We start from the raw sequence: 26,105 nt of genomic DNA, 5'->3' as shown, positions 1-26,105 counted from the left end.
GGTGTCCCGTAGAACGCAGGAGGGCACGTGAATCCGGGTCAGAGTCCGCTCACCGACACCGATACCGCGACCACCACCGTGCTCGTCGTCGACGACCAGGAACTCGTGCGCGGTGGGCTGCGACGGATCCTGCGCCGCCGCGACGGCTTCGTGGTCACCGAATGCGGCGACGGTGACGAGGTGCCGGCCGCCTTGGCCGAATACCGGCCGGACGTGGTGCTGATGGATCTGCGGATGAAGCGGGTCGGCGGCATCGACGCGACCCGGCGGCTGCGGACCCGCGCGGACGCGCCGCCGGTGCTGGTGCTCACGACCTTCGACGACGACCATCTGCTCTCCGGTGCGCTGCGGGCAGGCGCGGCGGGCTTCATCCTCAAGGACTCCCCCGCCGAGGATCTGATCCGGGCGGTGCGCACCGTGGCCGAGGGCGGCTCCTGGCTCGATCCGTCCGTCACCGGCCGGGTGCTGTCGGCCTACCGGACGGCGCGGCCGGTCCCCACCAACACTCGCTCCCGCATGGCGGAGCTCACCGCTCGCGAACTCGAGGTGCTCAAACTGATCGGCCGCGGGCGGGTCAACTCCGAGATCGCCGGCGAACTCGGCATCTCCGAAGTAACGGTAAAGAGCCACGTCGGACACATTTTCGGCAAGCTAGGGTTACGAGACAGGGCGGCCGCGATCGTCTTCGCGTTTGACCACGGCGTGGTCGCACCCGGAGAATCGGCGTTCTGAGGGGCAGGCAACCCGGTGCGGCGCCGGGCAGGTTGGCCACCTTGCCCAGGAGTTGGAGGTTCACCGGTGGAAGTGCCGAGGTCACGGGTCGGCACCAGATTCGGCCCGTACGAGGTGCGCTCGCTGCTCGGTCGCGGTGGTATGGGCGAGGTGTACGAGGCGTTCGATACCGGTAGGGATCGCGTCGTCGCGCTCAAGATCCTGCCCGAACAGCTCGCGCAGGACGCGACGTATCAGGAACGCTTCCGCCGCGAATCGCAGGCGGCGGCCCGGCTGGCCGAACCGCACATCATCCCGATTCACGACTGGGGTGAGACCGGCGGCTCCCTGTTCCTGGATATGCGCCTGGTGCGCGGCGAGAACCTGCGCACGCTGCTGCGCCGGCAGGGAAAGCTCGATGCCGACCGCGCGGTGGCGATCGTCGAGCAAGTGGCCGCCGCGCTGGATGCGGCACACGCCGCGGGGCTGGTCCATCGGGATGTCAAGCCCGGCAACATCCTCGTCACCCCGGCCGATTTCGCGTATCTCACCGATTTCGGCATCGCCCGCGACGAGGGCGACAACCCGCACACCACGGGCAGCCACGCCGCCGGTTCCTACACCTATATGGCGCCGGAGCGATTCGACTCGGGGCCCGTGACCGCCCGTGCTGACATCTATTCGCTGGCCTGCGTCCTGCACGAATGCCTGACCGGCGCGACGCCCTTCCCGGCCGAGAGCGTCAGTGTGCTGATCCGGTCGCATCTGTCGGAACCACCGCCGCGCGCCAGCGCCGCGCGGGCCGGCGTGCCCGAGGCCATCGACGGGGTGATCGCGCGCGCGATGGCGAAGGCGCCGGCGGACCGGTATCAGACCGCCGGACAGTTCGCGGCCGCCGCGCGCGCCGCGCTGGGACTGGGCGGACGGATGCCCGCCGAGTCGAATACCGCGGGGACGCCGTTCGATTCCGGGACGCCGAAGGTCTTCGGCGCGGAATTGCTCGCGAACACCCCGCGCGGCGGGGACACGCCCTCCGGCCCCAGCCCGGTGGACGTGGCGGCGGCGCGGGACAACGACTACCGCCGCACGCCGGAACCGACGACGTTCCAGCCGTTCGGACCGGACGGACCGACGATTGCGGCAAACTTCCAGCCACGCGGCCCCGTCGCCGGTGACACCGCCTCGAGCGCAGCTGCTGACACGGCCGATGCCGGTGCCGCGCAGCCTGTTTCAGCAGCCGCATCGGCAGGCGCCCCGGCTCCGAACGACGCGGCCGGTGCGGACCGGGCCGCCGGCACCGACGCCCCCGCGGCCACGTCGCGCCCGTACGAGACAACGGGCACGCTGCGCATCATCCCGCCGCCGAGCAAGGACGAGCGCGATACGTCCGGCGATCTGCCGGTCATCCGCCCCGCCGATCCGACGCTGGTCGAACCGGGCGAGTTCCACTTCACGCTGACCGCCGAGACCCCTGCGGCGGAGCCGAAACCGACGACCTTGCCGAGCCTGCCGATGCGCAAGCCACCCGCGTCGGGCGCGGCAGGATCGGCACGGCCGGTCGCAGAACCAGTCGTGCCGCGCGCGGCCGAGCCGGCCCGGCGGTCCGCGGCCGTACCGACCCGCGCGTACGGCGTGCCCGGGAGCGAAGAGGTTCGCGACCGCGCCGACCACTCCGACGCCGAACATTCCGACGCCGAGCAGGATTCGGCACCGGGTTCCGAACACCGCACCCAACTGCTCGACCCGACGCAGTTCAGCACCCGTCCCGGGGCGGACGCGCGATCCGGCGCCGCCCTCTCCGATGCCGCCCTCTCCGATGCCGACCTGCAGCCCGGCGAGAAGACCGAACTGATCGACATCTCGCAGTTCCGCACCGGCGGCACCGATCGCACGCCCCGCGACGAGGACACCCGGTTCCTCGATGTCTCGCAGTTCGGCACCGCCGCGAAGGCAGCGGGCGATACGGAGTTCCTCGACGTCGCCGGAGACGAGGGCTACGACGACACCCGCTACGACGACGAGCTGCGCTACCGCGATGACCCTCGCTACGAGGAGGACGTCCGGTACGAGGACGACGGCTACGACGACGGCTATGCCGACGACGAGTACTTCGATGACGAATACGCCGTGGCGGCAACGGGTTCGCAGGATTCGCGCCCCGCGAAGCGCTCGCGATCGGTCGCGGTTCCGGTCGTCCTCGGTGTGCTGGGTGCGGCCGTCCTGGCAGGTATCGGCGTGGTCGGCTGGCAGGTCTTCGGCTCGTCGTCGAACAACGACCACCCGGCCACCGCGGCGGGCCCGGCCGCCCCGGCGGTGACCGCCCAGCAACCGGCGACCAGCTCCGCGCCGGCCACGACCGCGGCGCCGACCACGACCGGCACGCCGGCCAATCTTCCGGTCGGCGCGACCCCGTGCTCGCAGACCTCGACAACCCAGGGTTCGTTCGCCAAGACCGCGACCGGTTCCTCGGTGACCTCCTGCGGTTTCGCGGAAGCGGTGCGCAAGGCGTATGCGCAAGCGGCCGAATCCCACGGCGCGACCAGCGCGGCCACCGCCGAGGCCAGCACCTCGATCATCGCGGTGAGTCCGGTGACGGGCCGGTCCTATCCGATGACCTGCACCAGTTCGGGCAAGGTCGTCACCTGTACGGGCGGTGACAACGCGGTGGTCTATGTCTACTGACCCGACGCCCACCGGGCGCCAGGGTCGGCGGCGGTTGTTCTTGGCAGTTGTCCCACTTCTCGTTTCGGCGTGCGCGGCGCACGGTGCCGCGGTCAGTACCGAGCCGGGCCTGTCCCGGCCACCCGCCGACATGGTGCGTCCGGCGCCCGTTCCCGACTCGACGCCCAGCCTGCCCAGCGGTCTGGTGGCCGGCTTCGCCAACCTGCGCGCGCAGTTACCCGGCCGGATGGGCTTGGCGGTGATGGCCGTGGGCGGCGACCGCGTGATCACGCTCGGCGACTGGACCACGGGAGTCGCCTGGTCGACGATCAAGGTGCCACTCGCCCTCGCGGCGCTGCGCCGGGACCCGGTCGGGCTGGCCGATGTCGCACAGGCCGCCATCACCGCCTCGGACAACGATGCGGCCCAAGCACTCTGGATCGCGCTGGGTGGCGGTGAACCCGCGGCCGAAGCGGTCGAGGCGGTGCTGCGCGAGGCCGGCGACACCACCACCGATGTCGCCGACCGGCACAATCCGGATGCGCGCCAATCCATCGACGACCCCATGGTCTTCGGCGCCACCCAGTGGAGTCTGGTCGATCAGCTGCGCTTCGCCGCCCGGCTGCCGTGCCTGCACAATGCTTCGCGGGTGGTGGATCTGATGCAGCAGATCACCGACAGCCAGAGCTGGGGCCTGGGTTCGTTCGTCGGCGCCGAGTACAAGGGCGGCTGGGGACCCGACGACGACACCGGAGCGTATCTGGTCCGCCAGTTCGGACTGGTGCCGACGTGGTCCGGTCAGCTCGCGGTAGCCCTTGCGGCGCAACCGGATTCGGGCTCCTATGATGACGCGGTCGAAATGATGAACCGGATGTCGGCACTGCTGTCCGAACACGTGCACGAACTGCACGGCGGAGAATGCGAGCGGTGATTGCGCAGTCGTCTCATATGCGCCGTCGACGGTCGGCGCATTTGACCGGCGGGCCGCGACCGCACACAATTCCTCGTCTGACGGATGGTGCCGTGCGGGGCCATCCGCATGATGTGGAGGTGAACAGGTGCACGCACCACTCCGGCCGAGCACGAAGCGGGCCATGGCTTTTCGCGCTGTTCGCTGTGCGGCGGCACTGCTCGGAGCGGGCCTGTTACTGAGCCCGGTGGCCTGCTCGAACGCCTCCGAAACCAGCATGCCGACCACGACGACCCGGGCGAGCACCTCGTCCGCCCCCGTCACGATGTTCGCGCTGCCGGGTTCGCTGGCAGCCGATTTCACCGCGCTGCGGCCGAGTCTGGACGGGCACGCCGGTATGGCGATCATGGCGGTCGGTGGCCAGCGCACCGCGCAGATGGGCGATTGGACCACCGGACCCTCCTGGTCGACCATGAAAGTCCCACTGACACTTGCCGTTCTGCGCACCAACGGCAACACCAGCACCTATCAGATGTCGGCGGCCATCACCGAGTCCGACAACTCCGCCGCCGACGGACTGTGGCAGGCGCTGGGCGCCCCCGACGCGGCGGCCAAGGCGGTGCAGGCGGTGCTGCGTGAAGGGGGTGACACCACCACGACCGTCCCCGCGACCCGCTCACGCGCCGAGTACTCGGCGTTCGGCCAGGCCGACTGGTCGCTGGCCGACCAGGTGCGCTGGGCATCGCGACTGCCCTGTCTGCCCGACGCCGACACCGTGACCACGCTGATGGGCAAGGTGGTCTGGGGCCAGCAGTGGGGCCTCGGACATTTGGACAACACCCGTTTCAAAGGCGGCTGGGGCCCCGATCCGAGCGGCAACTACCTGGTCCGCCAATTCGGCCTGCTGACCACACCCAACGGCGATGTCGCCATTTCCCTTGCCGCACAGGCGACATCGGGCACCTTCGACGACGGCACCCAGATTCTCAACAAGATGGCGGGGCTGATTACGAAACATCTCGACGACCTTCCGGCCGGTCACTGCGCGCCCGCGCAGTGACGCCACCGCGCGGCTGCGCATTCACACCACCGTGCGGCCGCGCGACGACCTCACCGCGCGCCCGCAATGTCCGCTGTCTGTGGTAGCCGGTTGCTGTAACCGCCGGTTAACGGGGGCGGGGCTGCGCCGCGCGGCCGGGCGCGGCAAGATAGCGGCATGCGCATCGGAGTCTTGACCGGAGGCGGGGACTGCCCAGGCTTGAACGCGGTCATCCGAGCTGTCGTTCGCACTGCGAACGGCCGCTACGGTGACGCGATCGTCGGCTTCCAGGACGGTTGGCGCGGGTTACTGGAGGATCGCAAGATCCACATCCACAACGACGACCGCACCGACCGACTGCTGACCAAGGGCGGCACCATGCTCGGCACCGCCCGCACCAATCCCGACGTGCTGCTCGAGGGACTGGGGCGAATCAAACGCACCCTCGACGACAACGGCATCGACGCCCTCATCCCGATCGGCGGGGAGGGCACCCTCACCGCCGCCCACTGGCTCTCCGACGAAGGCGTGCCGGTGGTCGGCGTACCGAAGACCATCGACAACGACATCGATTGCACCGACACCACTTTCGGCCACGACACCGCCGTCACCATCGCCACCGACGCCATCGACCGGCTGCACACCACCGCGGAATCGCATCAGCGCGTCATGCTGGTGGAGGTGATGGGCCGCCACGCCGGCTGGATCGCGATGAATTCCGGCATCGCCTCCGGCGCCCACCTCACCCTCGTCCCCGAGGTGCCCTTCGACGTCGACGAGGTGTGCACCATGATCAAACGCCGCTTCCAGCGCGGTGATTCACACTTCATCTGCGTGGTCGCCGAGGGCGCGAAACCCGCCGAGGGCTCGTTCCACCTGCGCGAGGGCGGGGTCGACGAATACGGCCACGAGCGGTTCACCGGGGTGGCCCACCAGTTGGGCGTGGAGATCGAACGCCGCATCGGCAAGGAGGTCCGCACCACGGTGCTGGGCCACGTCCAGCGTGGCGGCAAGCCGACCGCCTACGACCGGGTGCTCGCGACGCGCTTCGGCCTGCACGCCGCCGAAGCGGTCCACGCCGGCCAGTTCGGTCAAATGGTGGCGCTGCACGGCACCGAGATCGGCCTGGTGTCGCTGGCGGAGGCCACCAAACAGCTCAAGCTGGTACCGACCGATCGGCACGGGGAGGCCGCCGCGTTCTTCGGGTGAGGGCGGCCGGCGCCGCGCCAGCCTCTCATTCCAGCGGCATCTTCCGCCACCACGCGGCGAATTCGGACTCGGTAAGGCCGTCCGCGGAATTCATGAACGAGGAATACCGGCTGCTCGCGATGACGAGACATCGGCCCCGCTCGGAATCCGGGCCGAAGGACAGCACGACCCACCGGTAGTACAGCGATGCGGAACTCGGCGGGTTGACGTGACTCGTATAACTGACGGTGCCGGTTCTACCGCTGCCCTGCGGTGAACCGGTCAGCTGAGCGACCATTGCCTGAGCATCGGCGGGCGACGCGTATTTGAGGACGGCATAACTCGGCGTGTAGTTCGTGTTCACGCAATCCCAGCCGATCGTCCACTTTCCCAGATTCAGATCGGTTCCCGTCAAAGCGAGCAGGTTCTGACCGTTCGGCTTTCGGACGCAGGACGCACCGTCGTATGCGCGCTCGGAGACCGCGAGTGCGGGAAACAGTTGGGTGATGGTGGCAGCCTGCTGGTCCATGGCCTGGGTAGCATGCAGCCAATCCTCGGCGCCCTTGCTCTCCTTCTTCTGCAGCACCACCACCACGATCGCGACGACGACGGCCACCACCACCAGCACGGCGACGATGATCGCGGCCACCATCGCGCCCGAGCGCTTCGGCGGCTGCGGCCGATATCCCTGGGCCGGCGGGTAGCCCGGCGGCGCGGAATAGCCTGCGGGAGAGGGTCTTGCGGGCGAAGGCACCCCAGGAGGCGGCCCTGCGGAAGAGTGGGTTGCGGCCGGCATGGGCACCCGGCTGGGCGCGGCGGACGGGGCATTCGACGGTCCAGCGGTCATCGTCGAATAGTGCTGTCCCCCAACGGGAACCACGGTCGGCACGCGAGCGCCGTTCGGCGGCGGGTAGCCCTGTGTAGGTGTGCCGGGAATCGGTCCGGCGGGAACCCGCGCCGAGTTCGGCGGGACGGGGGCCGGACCGCCGGGCCGGATCAGCGTCGGAGCCGCACCGCTCACCGTCGGCGCCCCCGCGGGCGCGGTCAGCGCGGCTCGCGCCGCGGCCGCGAATTCCGTACAGCTGCCGAATCTTTCGGAGGCTCGCTTGGCCATGGCGCGGGCGATCACCCCGTCCATCGCCGGGGACAGTCCGGCGCGCCGCGCACTGGCCGGCGGGACCGGCAGTTGCAGGTGGCCGCGAATGACCTCGGTGGGATGTTCGGAGTCGAACGGCCCGGTTCCGGTGAGCAGCCAGTACAGGGCACAGGCCAGCGAATACTGATCGGAGCGGTGGTCGAGTTCGACACCGGTCATCTGTTCCGGCGAGGCGTAGGCGAGGGTGGCGGTGAACATGCCGGCCTGGGTGAGGTGCGTGGAATCCTCACGCAGGCGGGCGATTCCGAAGTCGGTGAGGAAAACGCGTTCGCCCTTGCCGCTCACCGCCCGGGCCAGCAAGATGTTGGCGGGCTTCACATCTCGGTGCAGCACACCGTTGCCGTGTGCGTAATCCAATGCGTCGGCGACACCTTCGATGATCTGCACCGCGCGCTCGGGCGGCAGCGTCAGCGGATTCACCGTCGCGGCGTCGACGCCGTCCACATACTGCATGCAGATCCACAGCTGATCGTCCTCGACGCCGCGGTCGTAGACGGCGACGATGCCGGGATGATCGAGTTGTGCGCACAGATCGGCCTCGCGTTCGAAACGGGCGCGAATCTCGGCATCGGTGTACAGCTCACGATTCAGCAGTTTCAACGCGGTCAGCCGGGGCAGGCGCGGATGCCGCGCCAGATAGACCGATCCCATCCCTCCCTGACCGAGCAGTCGCTCCACGGTGAAGCCGGCGAACACGTCACCGTTGTTCAACACCTACGTTCCCCCTTCCGGCGACGTACCAGGTGGGGATCCTACCCGGATCGCTCAGCCCGGCGTGACCAGGCCGGATTCGTAGGCGATCACCACCGCTTGCGCGCGGTCACGCAGATCGAGTTTGGAAAACACCTTGGAGACATGGGTTTTCACGGTCTGCTCGGCGACGAAGAGCGCTTCGGCGATCTCGGTGTTGGACATGCCCTTGGCGATCAGCTCGAGGACCTCGCGTTCACGCGGGGTCAGCGCGTTCAGGGCGGGAGCGGGTTTCGGGCGCGCGCGGCGACGGGTGACATCGGCGATCAGGCGGCGGGTGACCGTCGGCGCCAGCAGCGCCTGTCCCTCGGCGACCACCCGCACCGCGCGGACCAGTTCGTCGGCGGGCGCGTCCTTGAGCAGGAATCCGCTGGCGCCCAGGCCCAACGCTTCGTACACGTAGTCGTCGATATCGAAGGTCGTCAGCATCAGCACGCGCACCGGCGGATCGAATCCGGCGGCCAGAATGGCGCGCGCCGCCTCGAGCCCGTTCATCTCCGGCATGCGCACATCCATCAGCACCACATCGGGTCGCAGCCGTTTGGCCTCGGCCACCGCGATCGCGCCGTTGGCCGCATCGCCGATGACGCTGATATCGGGCTGGGCGGCCAGCAGCGCGCCGAACCCCTGCCGGACCATCGCCTGATCGTCGGCGATCAATACGGTGATGGGCATACCCGCCTCAGATGAATCTGATGATCGACAGCAGCCCCGCCACCAAGCAGTAGACGGCGAACGGCAGCAGTGTGCGGGACTTGAAGAACCGCTCCAGGAATCGCACCGCGAGCCACGCCGCGATGCCGGCGACGATCGCCCCCACCAGCGCCTGTCCGTGGATGCCGGCGGCCTGCGGACCGGCCAGCTCCGGCAGCTTCAGCACGCCCGCGGCCAGGATGACCGGGGTGGCGAGCAGGAAGGCGAATTTCGCGGTGTCCTCGTGGTCGAGTCCGCGCAGCAGGCCGCCGACCATCGTGAGGCCGGAGCGGCTGAATCCGGCCAGCAGCGCACCGGATTGGGCCAGGCCGATGCCGAGCGCGTCCTTGACCGACAGCGCCGCCAGCCGTTCGTCGGAGGGGACCTCGAGATCCTCCTGGAGCGCCACACCGCGCGCCTGCGCGTCGGCGCGGGCCTCGTCCGCGGCGAAGCGGCGACCGTATTCGGCCAGCGACGGCGCGTTGCGCCGGCGCAGGCCCTCGCCGACGATCAGCACCACGCCGTTGAGGGTGAGGAAGATGCTCGCGTAGATCGGCGTCGCGAACATCGTGCGCAGCGGATGTTCCAGCAGCAGGCCGAGCACGCCCACGGGAATGGTCGCCAGCACGATCAGCCAGGCCAGCCGCTGCGACGAGGTCTCGATGCGCCGGGTGCGCAGCGTGGTCACGAAGCCGATGATGATGTCGCGCCAATCCCGCCAGTAGTAGCCCAGCAGTGCGAGCGCGGTCGCCACGTGCAAGGCGACCACGAAGGCCAGGTACGGGGTGCCGTTGTCGGAGTCGCCCTCGGTGACCAGCTTCTCCCAGCTGCCGCCCAGCCAAGCCGGCACCAGCACGGAATGGCCCAGGCTCGAGATGGGGAACAATTCGGTGACGCCCTGCAGCGCGCCGATCACGATGGCTTGGAAATAGGTGAGCATCGCCGCTAAGTCTTACACGACCGCGCACTCAGTTCCGCGCGCCCGGCAGGGCAGTCGCGGCGGGTGCCTCGGCGGTTCCTTCCGCGACGAGGAGCGGTAACCGCGCGTACACCTGGAAGCCACCTTCGGAGCGCGGGCCGGCGGCCAGCATGCCGCCGATGGATTCCGCCCGGGTCCGCATTCCGGAGATACCGCTGCCGTCCGAGCTCACCACCGGGGCCCCGCCCGTCCCGGCATCGTTGGCGACCAGCACCTCCACCGCCTGCGCCGCCACCGTCAACGTCACGGTGACCGCCGCGCCCGGCGCATGCCGCGAGACGTTCGACAGCGACTCCTGCACGATCCGGTAGAGCGCGAGGCCGACGGTATCGGGCACCGCGGCGAGCGGACCGTCGATGGTCCAGTCGATGCGCACACCCGCCCGGCGCACGCCGTCCAGAACCGACACCACGTCCGCGGCGACCGGTTGCGGCGCGTGTTCGGGCAGCTGACCGTCGCTGCGCAGGACGCCGAGCATGCTGCGGATCTCGTTGAGCGCCTCCCGGGCGGAAGCGCCGATGGAGTCGAACTCCGCACGGGCCGCCTCCGACACGTCCGGCACCCGATAGGGCGCGGTCTGTGCCTGCACCACGACCATCGACATGTGGTGGGCGACCACGTCGTGCAGATCGCGCGCGATGCGAGCCTTCTCCTCGAGGATCGCGCGGCGAGCCCGTTCCAGTTCGTTCTGTTCCTCCTGCCGCACCAGCGCCTGCCGCGACAGCACCAACCAGCGCACCAGCAGACCGAATCCGACCAGCCCGGTCATCGCCAGCGGCCAGCCGAAACCCGCCTCCGCGAACGAGCTGGTGCCCGCCATCGTGGTCGCGAACAGCAGTGACGAGGCGATCCACGCGATCAGCACGATCTGCATGGGCGCCCGCACCGCCACAGCGAACAGCAACGCGAACAACACCAGAATGTGCACGACCTGGTACGGCAGATCGTTGCCCGGCTGATGCTGGATGGCCAGCGCGATCAGCAATGCCGCACCGGCCGAGATGGCCCAGCCCAGCGCCGGGTTGACGCGGATCAACGCCAGCGGAAAGACCGCCAGCGCGGCGATGAACGGCTGTGCGGCGGCCGGCACCTGATGGGTGAGGTGCAGGGTCGGCCAGCCGACCGCGAACAGCGTTCCCACGACCACCACTGTCGCCATGTCGAACCACAGCCGCGCCCGGCCCGGAGTTCGCGCCGCCGCCCGCGCCTGCCGCGCCACTCGTATCGCCCGTCTCATGGTGACGAGCCTAGGAATTTCCCGGCGATCCGTCCTCACCCCCGGGATCGACATCTCGCCCCCTACCGGGGTATGAGACGGCCGGCCGCGCGCACCCCGGTAGCGGTGCCGAAATCGATCCGCAGCGTGAGGTGCGCGCCGGTTCCCGATTCCTACCTTCGACCGCCATGAGCGATATTGCGGATGGGCCGGGGCACGGGGCCGGCGGGACCACGGTCGACGCCGGGCCGGGACGCGACGGCCGACGTGCGCGGCGCGGGCACGACGGTACGCTGTCGGCCGCGATGCCAAGTCGGGGCGGGGCGCGCAGGTGCGGCGTAAAGCGTTGGCGGCGTGGGCCTTTGCGCGTGATCGCCGGATTCGTCTCCCTCGTCGCGGCGGTGATCGCGATTCTGGTGTCGTCATCGCCGGGGGCGGGGGCGGCCGAAGTCGGACCCGCGCCGGAGAATGCGGCCGCGCGCGATGCGGTGCGGGCGCTGACCGGTGACCGGCCGGAGATGGCGGTGATGCCCGCCGATTTCGCTGCGACACAGGGGTATCGGCCGGTTCAGCTGGCAGGTATGCCGGTCGATCCGTCCGGTGAGTGCTCCTCGCCGATTCCGTTGCCCACCGAATTCGACACCGCCTGCAAGGCCCACGACCTCGGCTACGACCTGCTGCGTTACGCCGCAGATCGCGGCCATCCCCTCGGCCCGTGGGCACGCCGAGCCGTCGACGACGCCCTCGAAACCCGGATGTTCGCCGCCTGCGATACGCGCGGCGATCTGCTCGCCCGCGCTCGCTGCACCACGATGGCATCCGTCGCCACCGCGGCGGTGGATTTGAACTCCCGCCGCCAGAACTACGCCGCGCCGATGCCCGAATACCTGTTCGGCCGGCAGCTGTCCGGAACGGAGCTCGGCCCGCAGATCGCCCACGTGCTCGCCCGGCTCGCCATGGTGCTGCTGATGGTGGCGGCGTTGTTCGCCATCGTGCGCCGAACCATCCGGCCGCGACGAGGAGGGCAACGTACAGCGGCACCGGCGAATCGGTGGTCGCCGTGGTCGGATTCGAATCGCGGTGTACCGGCCGGGCGCGGATGGAGCGGGCGCCGGGGTGGGAGTGCCGGCGATCGTGACCGGCGCGTTCTCCCCGCCGCGCGCATCGGTGCAGCGGCGTCGCAGGCCGCACGAGGAGCACGCGAGTGGCTGTCGCGCAGGGCTATTCAGCTCCGCAGCGTTACGGTGCGGGGTGTCGACGGGATCGGCCTGTGGCTCGGCACTCCGGTGACAGCGGCGGCGGGAGGCGGCGCCGGCGGATGGGTACCGGATCGGGCGCGGGTGTCCGTTACGGCGCTGGAACTTTCACCATTCCAGCGGCCGGATGGGGGGCGAGAGGTTTCGCGCACCCAACCGGCGAGCAACCGACGAAGGACGGCGACGCCGGGCACGGGCTCTGGCTCTGGCTCTGACTCTGACTCTCGCACTGGCACCGGCACCGGCACCGGCACCGGCACCGGCACGAACGGTAATCACCGATCGACGCCGAAGCACTCGCACCGTCCTGCAGATTCAACTGGCACGCAGGGCAATTCGTCGGCGGCCGACTCCGATGCCACCGTACGGACATGCTTCGCACCACCCTCGCTCGGCGAACCAACTCCCACGACGCTGCCTCCCAGTGCGTCCGAGCGGGCGCGGCACGCACTCGGCGCGACGATTCGGCGGCTCGTCACCATCGGCACGCCTCGGACCGGGACACTGGTGGCTGCGGCGGCGGGGATTTCCGCCTCGCTGGCGCCGGGGCTACTTCCGCGCACCTCGATCGCGCAGGCGTTGCTCACCGCGCTGCTGGTGCTCATCGCGCTGGGTGTCGCGGGACTAGGCCGGAAGGTCTTGGGGCACTGGACGTTCGATATGCAGGTGCGGACGAGGCGGTTCCGGAGTGCGATCCTGATCGCATCGTGCGCCGTGGCCGGTGCCGCGCTGATGCATGCCTGGTACTGGCAGAACCGGCTTCGGGCGGCCATGGATTTTCCGCCGGTCGGTGTGCGGCACTGGCTGCATTGGGCGATCGGCGTCGTCGCGGTGGTCGTTCCGATCGTGCTCGTCGGGCGTGGATTGCGCTGGGCGGCACGGTATGTGGGACGACTGCGGGCGACGGCACTGGTCACCGCCACCGTCCTGGCCTGCCAGTTCGCCCTGCTTCCGGCAGCCGTGAATTGGCAGCGGTCGGCATTCGCCTCGGCCGACGCCGCCATGGATCCCAGCGTCGTGCGGCCGGTCTCCTACACCCGCTCGGGCAGCCCGGATTCGGAAGTGAGCTGGGCCTCGCTCGGAGCGGAGGGGCGCAAATTCGTCGCCGAACGCGGCCGGTCGGTGCGCGTCTACATCGGTCTGGACTCGGCGCCCGATCTCGATTCCCGTGTCGCGCTGGCGATTCGTGAGATCGAGCGATCCGGCGGATTCGACCGCGCTCACCTCGTGATGATGGTGCCGACCGGATCGGGCTGGCTCGACGCCAACGCCGCCCGCGGCCTGGACGAACGGTTCGACGGCGATGCCACGCTCGTCGGCATGCAGTATTCGCAGGCTCCCAGCTGGGCGACCTTCCTGTTCGCCCGGGCCGACGCCGAACGCTCGGCACGGACGCTGTTCACCGGCATCGAACGACGCCTGGCCGGCCTGGCCCATCCGCCGAAGCTCTACGTCTACGGCCAGAGCCTGGGCGCGACCGCGGGCAGCGCGATCTTCGCCGACGACCGGGACGAAAGCGCGCGGGTCTGCGCCGCGCTGTGGGCGGGCCCACCGGCATCGGCCGTGCACCGCGGCGGGGCCACTGTCCTCGCCAACTCCTCCGATCCCGTGGTGCAGTGGTCGCCCCGATTGCTCTGGCGCGCACCCGATCTCACCGGAACCCGCCACGACGCACCCCATCCGATGTGGCTGCCGGGACTGAGCTGGGTGCAGACCACCGCGGATCTGCTCTCCGCCCTCGCCCCGGGACCCGGCCACGGCCACCGCTACGGATCCGACCAGGGCACCGCCCTCGGGAGCTGCTGACGTCGAGTGCGGCAGCCGCGGCGGCCGCGCCGCCGGCTCCCACCCAGCCGACCACCGTACCCGCCCGGCCCCGGCCGTGTGCTATACCGGTTCTCGCAGGTCAGAACTGTAAATCGGCGGAAGGACGGCATGGACAAGCCCACGAATCTGGTGGAATTCGAGACCATGCTGCTCGGCCGCTACACCATTCACCCGCGCTATCGCCGCGACGGCACCCGCCTCGATCGCAGCGCCTACCTGCTGCTCAGCCGGCTCGCCATCGAGGGCCCGATGTCGATCGGCCAGCTCAGCGAGGCGTTCGGTCTCGACGCCTCCACCCTCAACCGGCAGACCGCGGCGCTGTTGCGCGCCGGACACGTCGAGCGCATCCCCGATCCCGAGGGCGGAATGGCCCGCAAATTCCGCATCACACCGGCGGGCGAGGAGAACCTCGACGCCGAACGCAACGCCAATATCGAAGGTCTGGGCCGCGTGCTCGAGGGCTGGTCTCCCGACGACGTCGCGCGCTTCGCCGACTATCTGCAGCGCTTCAACACCGATATCGAGCGGCTCGACGGCCGCCCGTGGCCGCGGCCGTAATCGGCGTATCGATGATCCGATCCGCGCCTGCGTCCGGCCCGCGCGGCGGCGTCGCCAGATAGGTACGCCGCCACGCATCCGGGCCCGGAACGAGCTCGCCGATCGCGTGCGCTCAGGCGATCGGGCCGCGCGCGGCCTCGTAGGCGGCGCCCACGCGGTAGAGCCGGTCGTCGGCCAGCGCCGGCGCCATGATCTGCAGGCCCACCGGCAGGCCGTCGTCGGCGGACAGCCCCGACGGCACCGACATCGCGCAGTGCCCGGCCAGGTTGGTCGGGAGGGTGCACAGGTCCGACAGGTACATCGCCAGCGGATCGTTCACCTTCTCCCCCAGCTTCCACGGCGTGAACGGGCTGGTCGGCGAGACCAGTACATCGACGGTCTCGTAGGCCTTGTCGAAGTCCTGCGCGATCAGGGTGCGCACCTTCAGTGCCTGACCGTAGTAGGCGTCGTAGTATCCGGCCGAGAGCGCGTAGGTGCCGATCATGATGCGGCGCTTGACTTCCGGGCCGAACCCCGCCTCACGGGTGAGCGACATGACCTGCTCCGCGGAGTGGGTGCCGTCGTCGCCGACGCGCAGGCCGTACCGCATGGCATCGAAGCGAGCCAGGTTGGACGAGACCTCACTCGGCAGGATCAGGTAGTAGGACGCCAGCGCGTATTCGAAGTGCGGGCACGACACCTCGACCACCTCGGCGCCCAGATCCTTCAGTTGCGCCACCGCGGCGTCGAAGGAGGCGAGCACACCCGGCTGATAGCTGTCGGAATGCAACTCCTTCACCACGCCGACCTTCACGCCGGTCAGATCGCCGCGCGCACCCGCGCGAGCGGCCTCCACGAGCGCCGGCACCGGCACATCGCGCGAGGTCGAATCCTTCGGGTCGTAACCGGCGATCACCTCGTGCAGCAAGGCGGTATCGAGCACGGTGCGACCACACGGGCCGCCCTGGTCCAGCGACGACGCGCAAGCGACCAGGCCGTAGCGGGACACGGTGCCGTAGGTCGGCTTGGTACCGACGGTCGCGGTGACCGCGGCGGGCTGACGGATGGAACCACCGGTATCGGTGCCGATCGCCAGCGGCGCCTGATAGGAGGCCAGGGCCGCCGCCGAACCGCCGCCGGACCCGCCGGGGATGCGGCTGGTGTCCCACGGGTTGCGGGTCGGGCCGTACGCCGAGTTCTCGGTGGACGAACCCATCGCGAACTCGTCCATGTTCGTCTTGCCCAGGATCGGGATGCCTGCGGCGCGCAGTTTGGCCGTCACGGTCGCGTCGTAGGGCGACACCCAGCCCTCGAGAATCTTCGACGCGCAGGTGGTCGGCATATCCGTAGTGGTGAAAACGTCCTTGAGCGCCAACGGAACTCCCGCCAGCGGCGAGGCCACGGTGCCCGCGGCGATCGCGGCGTCGACCTCGGCGGCGGTCACCAGCGCCTGCTCGCCGGCGACGTGTAGGAAGGCGTTGAGCTCACCGTCGACCTCGGCGATGCGCTGCAGATGCGCCTCGGTGACCTGCACCGAGGACACCTCGCGGCCGTGGATCTTCTCCGCCAGCTCGGCCGCGGACAGTTTCGTCAGATCGCCGCTCATTACTCGCCTTCTCCCAGGATCTGCGGAACCATGAACCGCTGCTCGTCGACCGCGGGCGCGCCGGACAGGGCCTCGTCCGGGCTGAGCCCGGGAACGACCACATCCGGGCGGGTGACGTTGGCGGTCGGGTTCGGCGACGCGGTGGCCGGTACGTCGGCGGCGACCTCGGTGATGACCTGCACGTGACTCAGGATCGAATCCAGCTGACCGGCATACAGATCGAGCTCTTCGTCGGTGAGGGCGAGCCGGGACAACCGGGCGAGGTGTGCGACCTCGTCGCGGGAGATGGCGGACACCGCGAATCCCCTTTCGGCAGGTTGGTGCGTGTCGATGGCGCAGGGTGCTGCGCATGGGACAGCCTAATGGGGTCGAGGCCCGGAGGCGGCAGCGGATGCGTAACCACGCAGGGCCTCCCCATTAGGCTCGGACAACACAGCCTAATGGGTGCGTGTTGTAGCCATCCGGTCACGGTCGGGCTGCGCCGTTCGTTCCGGTGCTCGCCGGAAACAAGGTTGACATCACAACGTCATCGGAACGGCACTGGCACGGCACCCGGGGTTCGGCCGACAATGAATGTGGCGTACCTCACTGCCACGGCGTCGAATCGTTTGCTGGAAGCAGTGGGTGTAAGTATTGCGAGACTCGGGTATACGTCCGAAAGTCTCGGTCGCACAGGAAAGGAAGGCAAGCACGTGTCATATCTGCTTCGCGTGCAGCTTCCGGATCGCCCAGGAAGTCTCGGTTCACTCGCAGTAGCGCTGGGCTCCGTCGGCGCCGACATCCTCTCGCTGGATGTCGTCGAACGCGGCGCAGGATATGCGATCGACGATCTGGTGGTGGAAGTTCCGTCGGGTGCACTACCCGACACGTTGATCACCGCGGCCGAATCGCTCGCCGATGTGCGGGTCGATTCGCTGCGTCCCTATTCCGGCATTCTCGACACCCATCGCGAACTGGAGCTGATCGACCAGGTCGCCACCGCGCGCGACGACCGGCTGCAGGTGCTGGTCGACGGCGTCCCGCGCGTCCTGCAGGTCGGATGGAGCACCGTGATGGATCCGGGGCCGCACGGTGGCGGCCGGCGTCTGGTCGGCAGTGCCAGCGCACCCGAGACGCAGGCCGGCAGTGTGCCGTGGATGCCGCTCGAGAAGCCGACGGCCCTCGATCCCGAGGCCGACTGGGTCCCGCAGATCTGGCGGGACATGGACACCAAACTGGCGGCCGCCCCGCTCGGCAACACCGGCAAGGCGCTGCTGCTGGGCCGCCCCGGCGGGCCGGATTTCCGTCCGTCCGAGATCGCGCGGCTGGGCTATCTGGCGGGCATCATCGCCACCGTGCTGAGCTGAACCGCTTGCGGCGCAGCACATTTCGGCGACGAGCAGCGGTGGGCACCTGCGCGGTACCCGCCCCTGCCCGCCTCGCGCCGGATGCGCCTAAGCGCCTCGCGTGAGCTCCAGCCGCATCACGGTGAGCGGCAGCCCGGCGTCGGTGTGCCAATCCCGTTCCGGCACATGGACGAATCCCAGCCGCTCGTAGATGCGGCGTGCGTCGGCCATCCCGGGCATCGTGGTCAGCACCACGGCGGCGAAACTCTCCGCCCGGGCCGTCTCGACGACGGTCCGGACCAAAGCGGTGCCGACACCGGCGCCACGGGCACGCTTGGCGACCGCGAGCATGCGGAACTCCAGTTCGCCCGACCCCGCGATATCGGCGTACGGGGTGCCGGGCCGCGCGATGGTCAGCGAACCGAGCAGGTCTCCGTCGCGCTCCGCGACGAGGACCTCGGCTTCGCGCGCTCTGGTCTCGGTATCGGAAAGTTCTGCCACATAGGGACTTTCGGAATGCACATGCCCCTCGCCGACGTAGGTGTCGACCGTGAGCAGTGCGATCGCCGCGAAATCGTCCGGGCCGGCGGGACGAATCCGCACCCCCGTATCCAGCTGATCCATCCTCAGTCCGATTCGTCCTCGGTATCCGACTCCGGCCGCACCGCATCGGGCCCCTCCGCCAGCAGCGTGCGGAACCCGTCCTCGTCTAGAATGGGCACACCGAGTTCCTCGGCCTTGGCCGCCTTGGACCCGGGGGAATCACCGATCACCACGAAGGCCGTCTTCTTCGACACGGATCCGGCCGCCTTGCCGCCGCGCACCAGGATCGCTTCCTTGGCCTCGTCGCGGGAAAATCCCTGCAGGGAGCCGGTGACCACGATCGACAGCCCTTCCAGGTTGCGTTCGATGGATTCGTCGCGCTCGTCCTCCATCCGCACCCCGGCCGCACGCCACTTGCCGACGATGGTGCGGTGCCAGTCGACGGTGAACCATTCCTTCACCGCGGCCGCGATGGTCGGGCCGACGCCGTCGACGGCCGCCAGCGCCTCGGCCGACGCCTCCTCGATCGCCGCCATACTTCCCAGTTCGGCGGCCAGGGCGCGCGCCGCGGTCGGCCCGACGTGGCGGATGGACAGTGCCACCAGCACCCGCCACAGCGGACGGTCCTTCGCGCTGTCGAGATTCTGCAGCAGGCGTTTGCCGTTGGCCGAGAGGGTGCCGCTCTTGTTGACGAAAAGCGTTGTGCCGAGCAGTTTCTCCTCGGTGAGGTCGAACAGATCGCCCTCGTCCGCGATCGCGCCCGACTTCAGCAGGTCGATCGCGGCCTCGTAGCCCAGCGCCTCGATGTCGAACGCGCCGCGCCCGGCCATGTGGAAGACCCGCTCCCGCAGCTGCGCGGGGCAGTGCCGCTGGTTCGGGCAGCGGATATCGGCATCGCCCTCCTTCTCGGGAGCGAGCTCGGTGCCGCATTCCGGGCAGTGGGTGGGCATGACGAAGCGCCGTTCGCTGCCGTCACGCACGTCGACCACCGGGCCGAGGACTTCGGGAATGACATCGCCGGCCTTGCGGATGGTGACGGTATCGCCGATCAGCACGCCCTTGCGCTCGACCTCCGAGGCGTTGTGCAGCGTGGCCATCGCGACCGTGGAGCCGGCGACGGTGACCGGTTCCATCACCGCGAACGGCGTCACCCGGCCGGTGCGGCCGACGTTGACCTGGATGTCGAGCAGGCGGGTCGTGGCCTCCTCCGGCGGGTACTTGTAGGCGATGGCCCAGCGTGGGGCGCGCGAGGTGCTGCCGAGGCGGCGTTGCAGGGTGAACTCGTCGACCTTGATCACCTGGCCGTCGATTTCGTGCTCGATGTCGTGGCGGTGCTCACCCCAGTACCGAATACGTTCGACCACCGCGTCGGCGCCCTGCACGCGCACGGTGTGCGCCGAGACGGGCAGGCCCCAGGCCGCCAGCGCCTGATAGGCCTCGAACTGCGAGGACGGGCTGAATCCGACCATCCGGCCGAAGCCGTGGCAGATCATGCGCAGCCGGCGCCGGGAGGTGACCGCCGGATCCTTCTGCCGCAGCGATCCGGCGGCGGTATTGCGCGGATTCGCATAGGGCGGTTTGCCCTCGGCGACGATCGCGGCGTTCAGATTCTCGAAGTCCTCGAGCCGGAAATACACCTCACCGCGCACCTCGAGCAGCTCCGGAATCGGGAATTCGCTTGTGGGCGTGAGCTGTTCGGGGATGTCCTCGATCGTGCGCGCGTTGAGGGTGACATCCTCGCCGGTGCGGCCGTCGCCACGGGTGGCACCGCGCACCAGCCGGCCGTTCTCGTAGACCACGTTCAACGCCACGCCGTCGATCTTCACCTCGCAGACGAAGTGCGTATCGGCCCCGGTTTCGGCGACCACCCGGCTGATCCACGTGCGCATCTCGTCCTCGTCGAACACGTTGTCCAGCGAGAGCATGCGCTCGAGATGGTCGACCGCGGTGAAATCGGTGGCGAAGCCGCCGCCGACCAGCTGCGTCGGCGAATCCGGTGTGCGCAGGTCCGGATGCGCCTCCTCCAGCGCCAGCAGGCGCTGGAACAGCTTGTCGAACTCACCGTCGGAGATGATCGGCGCATCGCGCACGTAGTACCGGAACTGGTGCTCGCGGACCTCCTCGGCCAGCTGCTGCCATTCGGTGCGCTCGTCGCCCGTCGCCGCCTCGGCGGTGTCGGCCGCCTCCGCGGCGCGTGCGTCCTCGATCCCGGTTTCGCTCACCTCTGGCACATTAGCCCAGCCCACCGACATGCTCGCGGACCCTTCGGGCACGTCGGAATCAGGCGTTGACGGCGGCCCGGACGTCGTCCGGCCAGGACGGGGGCGCCGATTCGAAGGTGCGATCGGCGTTCGCGAGCACCGCCCGGCCGAGCGCGTAGTTGCCGGTGCCGCCGATGATCGCACCGAGGCCGGCGGGCAGCGCCCGGCCGAACAGCAACGCCCCGCGCTTGGCGATGAACCCGACGATAAATTTGCGGGCCATCGGATTGTCGATCGAGCGGACCACCGGAAGCTTGTCCGCCACCGCCGAGGCCCAATCCTTGGCCGACTGCCCGGCGCCCTTGCCGAGCAACTGCGCCCCGCCCTCGCCGAGGACCACCGCCACCACGAGCGCCCGGCGCTGCTGCTGCGACATCGTTCGCATCCCGTGCAACTCACCCACCGAGACGGCGTAGAACGCCGAGGCCTCCATGAAGAAGACCGATTCCACACCGCTGGCCGCCAGTCCGATGATCGTGCCCACCCCGGGCACCGCCGCTGACAGGCCCGCGAGTGTGCCGCTGACGGTCACCGCGCCCAGATAGCGCCACCGCAGGCCGCGCTCGATATCCTCCGGCGTCCGCTCCGGATGCTTGCGCCGCAACCGGCCGACGTACTTCGCCGCCAGCGGTTCCTGCACCCCCGTCCCCGCCCGCACGAACGTCTCCACCGACTTCTGCACTACCCGCTCGAACATTCGGACGGCCCCTTTCCTCGACACCGGCGACCCTACGGAGAACACGCCGATTCCTGTCCCACCGACACGAACCGGACGAACGTCACCGCCCGGCCGCCGCACTTTCGCACCGAAACCGTCGCGACCACCGCACCCGGGGCGCCGCACCGCGACAACTTCGCTCGGCAGTGCGATTACCCGTCCGCCGGTGATTCACTCGCCGATGTGCCGCGGCCCCCGTCGGGCGACGCCCGGAAGGCCCGAATTCAGAGAAGTTGACTGTCCCGGCAGAGGCTCGGGCCGCGCGCGGAGGGCGGCGCCGGATGGCTGCCGGGGTCGAACGTCCACGAGTCCACGGCCGCGGCGGGCCGCCAGAACAGCAGACCGTCCCCGCTCGGCGTGACTTCGTAGACATTGTCGCGCCCTTCGATCAACTGGTCGCCCACGCAGTAGTCGGTGTATTCGGTGCCGGGTTGCCGGGCTCCCGCGCTGAAATGTCCGGCGGGTGCGTTCGCCGCCCCCGGATCGGGCACCGTACTCGACCCCATCGCCGCCGCCCCGCGAATCCACCGAGGTGCGCCGGCGGCGTCGGTTACGCAGCTGTAACTCCACCCGCCCGCCGTGACGGTCTCTCCGCGCGGATGCGCGGTGTCGGCCCAAAGACACTGCGTGGCAACGGGATCGAATGCCGCATGGTCCGGCGCCCCGGCAGCGCCACCGGGTGCGGCCGTCGCGATAGCACCGGCGAGGGCAACGCCGGCCGCCACTACTCGTGCGCACTGCACCCCGAATGCCACGTTCATCTTCTTCACTCCTCGCAGTCGTTGTGCCTGCAGATAGGAGCGCGGGTTACGCGGCGCGGCGCTCCGCCCGGCTCGTGGCGCGTAACCGGTGGTCTGTGTAACCGCCCTGCTATCTAATTGATGGCGGCACAGTTTTCGACGGCGACACAGTGTCCGCACACCCGATCGGCCCGAGAGGGACTCGAGTGCGGCGGCACCAGAGAGGAGGGCGGCGGCAGATGAGCGGGCAGCCCGAGTCGGCGCCCACACCGGCGCCGCCGTCCGGGGACGGCTACGCCGACTGGGAGGAGATCTTCCGCGGCAATGTCGGCTGGGTATACGCGCTGATGCTCGCGAAGGTGGGCGCCGCGCCCGATGCCGAAGAGCTGACGACGGAGGTGTTCATGACGGCGCTGGAGCCATCGCCCCTCGGTGCGGAACCATCGCAGATTCCGGCACTGCTGCGACATACCGCGCGTGCGGTCCTGGCCCGCTATTGGCTCTCCCGGGTGGGCCGGGAGATCACCGTGATCGACATCGAGCCGCCCGGCCGTACCTCGACCACGCCGGCAGCCTTCGGCGATCTGCTCGCCGAACTGCCGGGACCCGATCGGCGGATCCTGGAATTGCGTTTCCTGCAAGGACTTTCGATGGCCGACACGGCGGCGCGGCTCGGTGTCAGCGTTCCCGAGGCCGAGGCACGCCAGCGCTCGGCGCTGCGATCGGCCGCCCGTCCCAAATCAGGAGGCTCGCTGTGAGCAGCAAAGATGTGGAGCGCTACGTCGACGACATCCTCGCCGGCCGCAGCCCGCGCGGTTTCCGGCCCGACGATGACGACGCCGCCCAGATCCGCGCCGCGATCGCGCTGCGGGCGGCCCGGACCGGTGCCGGCAGCCCCGACGAGGAGTTCATCGCCCGACTGCATGACCGCCTGTCCGAGGACCTCGACGAGCCCGCCGCCGACCGGGGTGCGCGCACGTGGCGTCCCACCCGGCGCGCGGTCTTGATCGGCACGTCGGTGGCGGCCGCGGCCGCGGCGGGCGGGGTGATCGACCACACGGTGCTGAGCGGATCCGGCGAGCCGAAAGTTCCTGCCGCACAGCACACCCTGGTGCCGTCGCACGGAACCTGGCAGCCGGTCCTCGCCAGTGCGGAGCTGCCCGACGGCGCGACCACACCGTTCGATCTCGGCGCCGTCAACGGCTTCCTCCGCCGCCGCGACGGGGTGGTCTACGCGCTGTCGGGAATCTGTACCCACCAGGGGTGCAAATTGTGGCTGGACGCGGCGGCGGCTCGGCTGCGCTGCCCGTGCCACTCGACCTCCTTCGGTTTCGAGGGTGAGGTCGTGACCCACGAGCTGCCTCGCACGCCCGCCCCCCTGCCGCGGCTGCGGGTCCGTGAAGCGAACGGCTCGATCGAGGTGTTCGCACCGGAGAAGCCCGCCTGACAGCGCGCACCGAACCGCATGTAACCACATCCCGTATCTATCCCTGACAGGCGCGTGCGTCACCGGGCTGCAGGAGGGTGGTTGGGATGGCAGGGCGATCCACGGCCGGGTCGCGATCGCCGGAGGAGCCCCGGCGCCGCGACCTGCGACTGGTACCGCAAGATCGCTATCCCAGCTGGGAAGAGGTGTACCGGGACAACGTCGGCTGGGTCTACGCGCTGATCTTCGGCAAGGTCGGCAACAAACCGGATGCGGAGGATCTCACCGCGGAGGTGTTCGTGGCCGCACTGAAACCGCTGCGGATCACCGCGAGCGTCGCCGAGGTGCGCGCCTATCTGCGGACCACCGCTCGCACGGTGCTCGCCGCGCACTGGCGATCGCGGATGGGCCGCGAGATCACGGTCATCGACGACGACATTCCGGACGAGACCGCTTCGGCACCAACCGATTCCGCCGCGTCGCGGGCACCCGAACACGTCCGCGCGGTCTTGGGCGAACTCCCGCAACGCTACCGCCAAATTCTCGAACTGCGTTTCCTGCAGGGATTGTCGGTGCGCGAATCGGCCGCCGCGCTCGGCATCAGCGTGGCCAATGCGAAGGTGCTGCAGCATCGGGCGCTGCGCGCGGCGTCGGAACTGAATATCGACCTCGGCCTGTAACCCGGTCGCCTATCTGTCGGTGAAGCCCCGCACTCCGCGGGGTCCGGATGGAGGCCGGATCCGATGCCACGACACCTCGTTCTGAATTTCACCGCCGCCGCGACGGTCGCCCTCGGCGTCATCACACTGTCGGCGTGCGCGACCCCCGCCGACAAGGGGGCTAGCCCACCCGCTCCCACCGTCCGTTCCGAGGACCCCGGTCTGGGTATGACCCCGGGCGGCCCGGAACCGATGCCGAATATGCCCGGAATGTCGAATGTGCCTCGCACGCCGGCCGCCGTGGCCGGACCGAACGCCGTCGCCATCGACAATTTCGCCTTCGGCCCGCAGACCGTGACCGTGAGGGCCGGCACCACCGTGACCTGGACCAATCGCGACGAGGAACCGCATACGGTGGTGGCGCGCGACGGCTCGTTCCACTCCCCGGGAATGGGCACGGGGGCCACATTCAGCTTCACCTTCGCCCAGCCGGGCACCTTTGCCTACTTCTGCTCGATCCATCCCTTCATGCACGCGACAGTGGTGGTGACCCCGTGACCGAACAATTCCCACGGCACACCGATCCGCGCGATCCGCACGCCATGACCCGGCGCCGGCTGCTACGCCACAGCGCCTGGTTCGGCGCGGCCGTCGGCCTGACCGTGGTCGGCGGCGAGGTCATCTCCCATGTGGCGGGCGCGGTCCCGGCCACTGCCGAACGTCCCACCCTGCGATTCGCGCAGATCAGCGACAGCCACATCGGATTCCAGGGCACCGCCAACGCGAATGTCACCGACACCTTCACCGAGGCGATCGATCAGGTCAATACCCTCGGATACACACCGGATTTCGTCATTCACACCGGTGACCTGACACACCTCGCCACACCCGCGCAATTCGATCAGGTCCGCCAGATGATGTCCGGATTGTCCACACCGCACATCTTCACCGTGCCCGGCGAACACGATTCGACCGACGACGGCGGACAGCGCTACCGCTCGGTGTTCGGCAAGGGCACCCGCGGTGATGGGTGGTACAGCTTCGACATCGCGGGGGTGCACGTCATCGGGTTGGTCAATACGCTCAACGCGCAGAATCTGGGCCATCTCGGACAGGATCAGATCGACTTCGTCCGCACCGACGTGGCGGGATTGTCCGCCGACACCCCGATCATCGTCTTCAGCCATATCCCGCTGTTCGCGATGTATCCCCAATGGGGTTGGGGCACAGACGATGCCGCGCAAGTACTGAGCCTGCTGCGGCGGTTCTCCTCGGTCACCTGCCTCAACGGCCATGTGCATCAACTCTTCACCAAGACCGAGGGAAACATCACCTTCTTCAGCGGGACGACCACCGCCTATCCCCTGCCGCATCCCGGCGACGGGCCCGCGCCCAAACCGGTGACGTTGCCGGCCGGAAAGCTCCACGACGCCCTGGGGATCCGGGAAGTGAGCTACCAGCAGGGCCGGCAGATGCTCGCGATCAAGGAGCAGACACTGCGATGAACACGCTATCTACCGCACGGTCGCGGTTCCCGGCGCGCCTGGCGATCAGCGCCGGACTCGTCACGACCGGTGTCGTGCACACCCAGCTCTACGGCCGGGGCTATCGCTACATCGACTACGTGGGCCCGTCGTTCGCCATCCAGGCCGCCGCCGCCTTCGCGCTGGCCGCACTGGTTCTCGTCGGCCCCTGGAGCCTGCGCGCGGCGGCGGCGGTGCTCAGCGCCGCCTCCCTGGCCGGCTTCGTGCTGTCGCGAACGAGCGGCCTGTTCGGATTCACCGAAACCGGCTGGCAGCCGGCACCGCAGGCGATGGTCGCGGTCGTCGCCGAGATCGTCACCCTCGTGGTCTGTCTGGTCTCGCTGTACCGGAGCGAACTTCGCACCTGATGTCGCGGCGCCG

24 protein-coding genes are annotated in these 26,105 nt (G+C 69.4%); 14 read left to right on the top strand and 10 right to left on the bottom strand.

The genetic code is table 11. The features are described from left to right. Positions 1-78 precede the first annotated feature (78 nt). The 5 genes from ACPCUW_RS11795 (at position 79) to ACPCUW_RS11775 (ending at position 6,530) form a co-directional block, all read left to right on the top strand. Positions 79-732 (top strand): response regulator transcription factor, encoded by a 654-nt coding sequence (locus tag ACPCUW_RS11795; RefSeq protein WP_423424812.1) that lies wholly within the window; start codon positions 79-81, stop codon positions 730-732. A gap of 66 nt (positions 733-798) precedes the next feature. Continuing rightward, the gene (locus ACPCUW_RS11790; RefSeq protein WP_423424747.1) at positions 799-3,393 is read left to right on the top strand and encodes a protein kinase domain-containing protein; all 2,595 of its coding nucleotides are present in this window, start codon (positions 799-801) and stop codon (positions 3,391-3,393) included. Beyond that, positions 3,383-4,303, top strand: a complete 921-nt coding sequence (locus tag ACPCUW_RS11785; RefSeq protein WP_051755103.1) for a hypothetical protein — start codon at positions 3,383-3,385, stop codon at positions 4,301-4,303. The genes ACPCUW_RS11790 and ACPCUW_RS11785 overlap by 11 nt, the downstream gene beginning before the upstream one ends. Before the next feature lie 163 nt (positions 4,304-4,466). After that, positions 4,467-5,342, top strand: a complete 876-nt coding sequence (locus ACPCUW_RS11780; RefSeq protein ID WP_063018705.1) for a hypothetical protein — start codon at positions 4,467-4,469, stop codon at positions 5,340-5,342. A gap of 156 nt (positions 5,343-5,498) precedes the next feature. Beyond that, positions 5,499-6,530 carry an ATP-dependent 6-phosphofructokinase gene (locus ACPCUW_RS11775; RefSeq protein ID WP_030512937.1) on the top strand — a complete coding sequence of 344 codons (1,032 nt, stop codon included), beginning with the start codon at positions 5,499-5,501 and terminating at the stop codon, positions 6,528-6,530. A 25-nt stretch (positions 6,531-6,555) separates the two neighbouring features. Here ACPCUW_RS11775 and ACPCUW_RS11770 read toward each other — a convergent pair whose 3' ends face one another. Genes ACPCUW_RS11770 through ACPCUW_RS11755 form a run of 4 tightly spaced genes read right to left on the bottom strand, consistent with a single transcriptional unit; the run spans position 6,556 to position 11,324 of the window. After that, on the bottom strand, positions 6,556-8,379 hold the full coding sequence (locus ACPCUW_RS11770; protein WP_423424744.1) for a protein kinase domain-containing protein: 1,824 nt from the start codon (positions 8,377-8,379) through the stop codon (positions 6,556-6,558). 51 nt (positions 8,380-8,430) lie between these two features. Beyond that, the gene (locus tag ACPCUW_RS11765) at positions 8,431-9,090 is read right to left on the bottom strand and encodes a response regulator (protein ID WP_036503935.1); all 660 of its coding nucleotides are present in this window, start codon (positions 9,088-9,090) and stop codon (positions 8,431-8,433) included. Between the two features lie 7 nt (positions 9,091-9,097). Next, positions 9,098-10,048, bottom strand: a complete 951-nt coding sequence (locus tag ACPCUW_RS11760) for an undecaprenyl-diphosphate phosphatase (RefSeq protein WP_030512934.1) — start codon at positions 10,046-10,048, stop codon at positions 9,098-9,100. Between the two features lie 28 nt (positions 10,049-10,076). Beyond that, entirely contained in the window at positions 10,077-11,324 is a 1,248-nt protein-coding gene (locus tag ACPCUW_RS11755) for a sensor histidine kinase (RefSeq protein WP_423424743.1), read from the bottom strand. 347 nt (positions 11,325-11,671) lie between these two features. Between ACPCUW_RS11755 and ACPCUW_RS11750 the strand changes: the two genes are divergently transcribed. Next, a complete protein-coding gene (locus ACPCUW_RS11750) occupies positions 11,672-14,365 on the top strand; it encodes an alpha/beta-hydrolase family protein (RefSeq protein WP_423424741.1) in 2,694 nt (897 codons plus the stop codon). A 129-nt stretch (positions 14,366-14,494) separates the two neighbouring features. Beyond that, positions 14,495-14,944: a MarR family winged helix-turn-helix transcriptional regulator gene (locus tag ACPCUW_RS11745; RefSeq protein WP_036503940.1), complete on the top strand. Its 450-nt coding sequence runs from the start codon at positions 14,495-14,497 to the stop codon at positions 14,942-14,944. Between the two features lie 112 nt (positions 14,945-15,056). Here the strand turns inward: ACPCUW_RS11745 and gatA are convergent, their stop codons facing one another. Both gatA and gatC read right to left on the bottom strand, forming a co-directional pair. Further along, positions 15,057-16,529, bottom strand: a complete 1,473-nt coding sequence (gene gatA, locus ACPCUW_RS11740) for an Asp-tRNA(Asn)/Glu-tRNA(Gln) amidotransferase subunit GatA (protein WP_030512930.1) — start codon at positions 16,527-16,529, stop codon at positions 15,057-15,059. Beyond that, positions 16,529-16,825 carry an Asp-tRNA(Asn)/Glu-tRNA(Gln) amidotransferase subunit GatC gene (gene gatC / locus ACPCUW_RS11735; RefSeq protein ID WP_036503944.1) on the bottom strand — a complete coding sequence of 99 codons (297 nt, stop codon included), beginning with the start codon at positions 16,823-16,825 and terminating at the stop codon, positions 16,529-16,531. The genes gatA and gatC overlap by 1 nt, the downstream gene beginning before the upstream one ends. A 396-nt stretch (positions 16,826-17,221) precedes the next feature. On the opposite strand from gatC, the gene ACPCUW_RS11730 reads away from it, so the two are divergent. Further along, positions 17,222-17,875: an amino acid-binding protein gene (locus ACPCUW_RS11730; protein ID WP_423424739.1), complete on the top strand. Its 654-nt coding sequence runs from the start codon at positions 17,222-17,224 to the stop codon at positions 17,873-17,875. Positions 17,876-17,962: 87 nt separating this feature from the next. Here ACPCUW_RS11730 and ACPCUW_RS11725 read toward each other — a convergent pair whose 3' ends face one another. The 4 genes from ACPCUW_RS11725 to ACPCUW_RS11710 form a co-directional block, all read right to left on the bottom strand. Next, the gene (locus ACPCUW_RS11725) at positions 17,963-18,478 is read right to left on the bottom strand and encodes a GNAT family N-acetyltransferase (RefSeq protein WP_063018713.1); all 516 of its coding nucleotides are present in this window, start codon (positions 18,476-18,478) and stop codon (positions 17,963-17,965) included. A gap of 2 nt (positions 18,479-18,480) precedes the next feature. After that, positions 18,481-20,526: an NAD-dependent DNA ligase LigA gene (ligA, locus tag ACPCUW_RS11720; RefSeq protein WP_423424810.1), complete on the bottom strand. Its 2,046-nt coding sequence runs from the start codon at positions 20,524-20,526 to the stop codon at positions 18,481-18,483. 151 nt (positions 20,527-20,677) lie between these two features. Continuing rightward, positions 20,678-21,355 carry a hypothetical protein gene (locus tag ACPCUW_RS11715; RefSeq protein ID WP_104391287.1) on the bottom strand — a complete coding sequence of 226 codons (678 nt, stop codon included), beginning with the start codon at positions 21,353-21,355 and terminating at the stop codon, positions 20,678-20,680. 245 nt (positions 21,356-21,600) lie between these two features. After that, positions 21,601-22,137, bottom strand: coding sequence for a hypothetical protein (locus tag ACPCUW_RS11710; RefSeq protein ID WP_423424737.1), 537 nt, complete (start codon positions 22,135-22,137; stop codon positions 21,601-21,603). 218 nt (positions 22,138-22,355) lie between these two features. Here ACPCUW_RS11710 and ACPCUW_RS11705 point away from each other — a divergent pair, with 218 nt between their 5' ends. The 6 genes from ACPCUW_RS11705 (at position 22,356) to ACPCUW_RS11680 (ending at position 26,092) form a co-directional block, all read left to right on the top strand. After that, complete coding sequence (locus ACPCUW_RS11705; RefSeq protein WP_423424735.1) at positions 22,356-22,874, top strand: RNA polymerase sigma factor; 519 nt, start codon at positions 22,356-22,358, stop codon at positions 22,872-22,874. Beyond that, positions 22,871-23,563, top strand: a complete 693-nt coding sequence (locus tag ACPCUW_RS11700; RefSeq protein ID WP_423424734.1) for a Rieske (2Fe-2S) protein — start codon at positions 22,871-22,873, stop codon at positions 23,561-23,563. Before ACPCUW_RS11705 ends, ACPCUW_RS11700 begins: the two co-directional genes overlap by 4 nt. A gap of 86 nt (positions 23,564-23,649) precedes the next feature. Beyond that, positions 23,650-24,222 carry an RNA polymerase sigma factor gene (locus tag ACPCUW_RS11695; protein WP_064907707.1) on the top strand — a complete coding sequence of 191 codons (573 nt, stop codon included), beginning with the start codon at positions 23,650-23,652 and terminating at the stop codon, positions 24,220-24,222. A 63-nt stretch (positions 24,223-24,285) separates the two neighbouring features. Beyond that, entirely contained in the window at positions 24,286-24,759 is a 474-nt protein-coding gene (locus ACPCUW_RS11690) for a cupredoxin domain-containing protein (protein ID WP_082976267.1), read from the top strand. Positions 24,760-24,803: 44 nt separating this feature from the next. Further along, positions 24,804-25,706 carry a metallophosphoesterase family protein gene (locus ACPCUW_RS11685; protein ID WP_423424808.1) on the top strand — a complete coding sequence of 301 codons (903 nt, stop codon included), beginning with the start codon at positions 24,804-24,806 and terminating at the stop codon, positions 25,704-25,706. After that, entirely contained in the window at positions 25,703-26,092 is a 390-nt protein-coding gene (locus ACPCUW_RS11680) for a hypothetical protein (protein WP_063014698.1), read from the top strand. The genes ACPCUW_RS11685 and ACPCUW_RS11680 overlap by 4 nt, the downstream gene beginning before the upstream one ends. Positions 26,093-26,105: the final 13 nt, after the last annotated feature.

This window comes from Nocardia sp. AB354 (genome assembly GCF_049538315.1).
Classification (GTDB): Bacteria; Actinomycetota; Actinomycetes; order Mycobacteriales; family Mycobacteriaceae; genus Nocardia; species Nocardia nova.
This window is presented reverse-complemented; position numbering and strand designations above follow the sequence as displayed.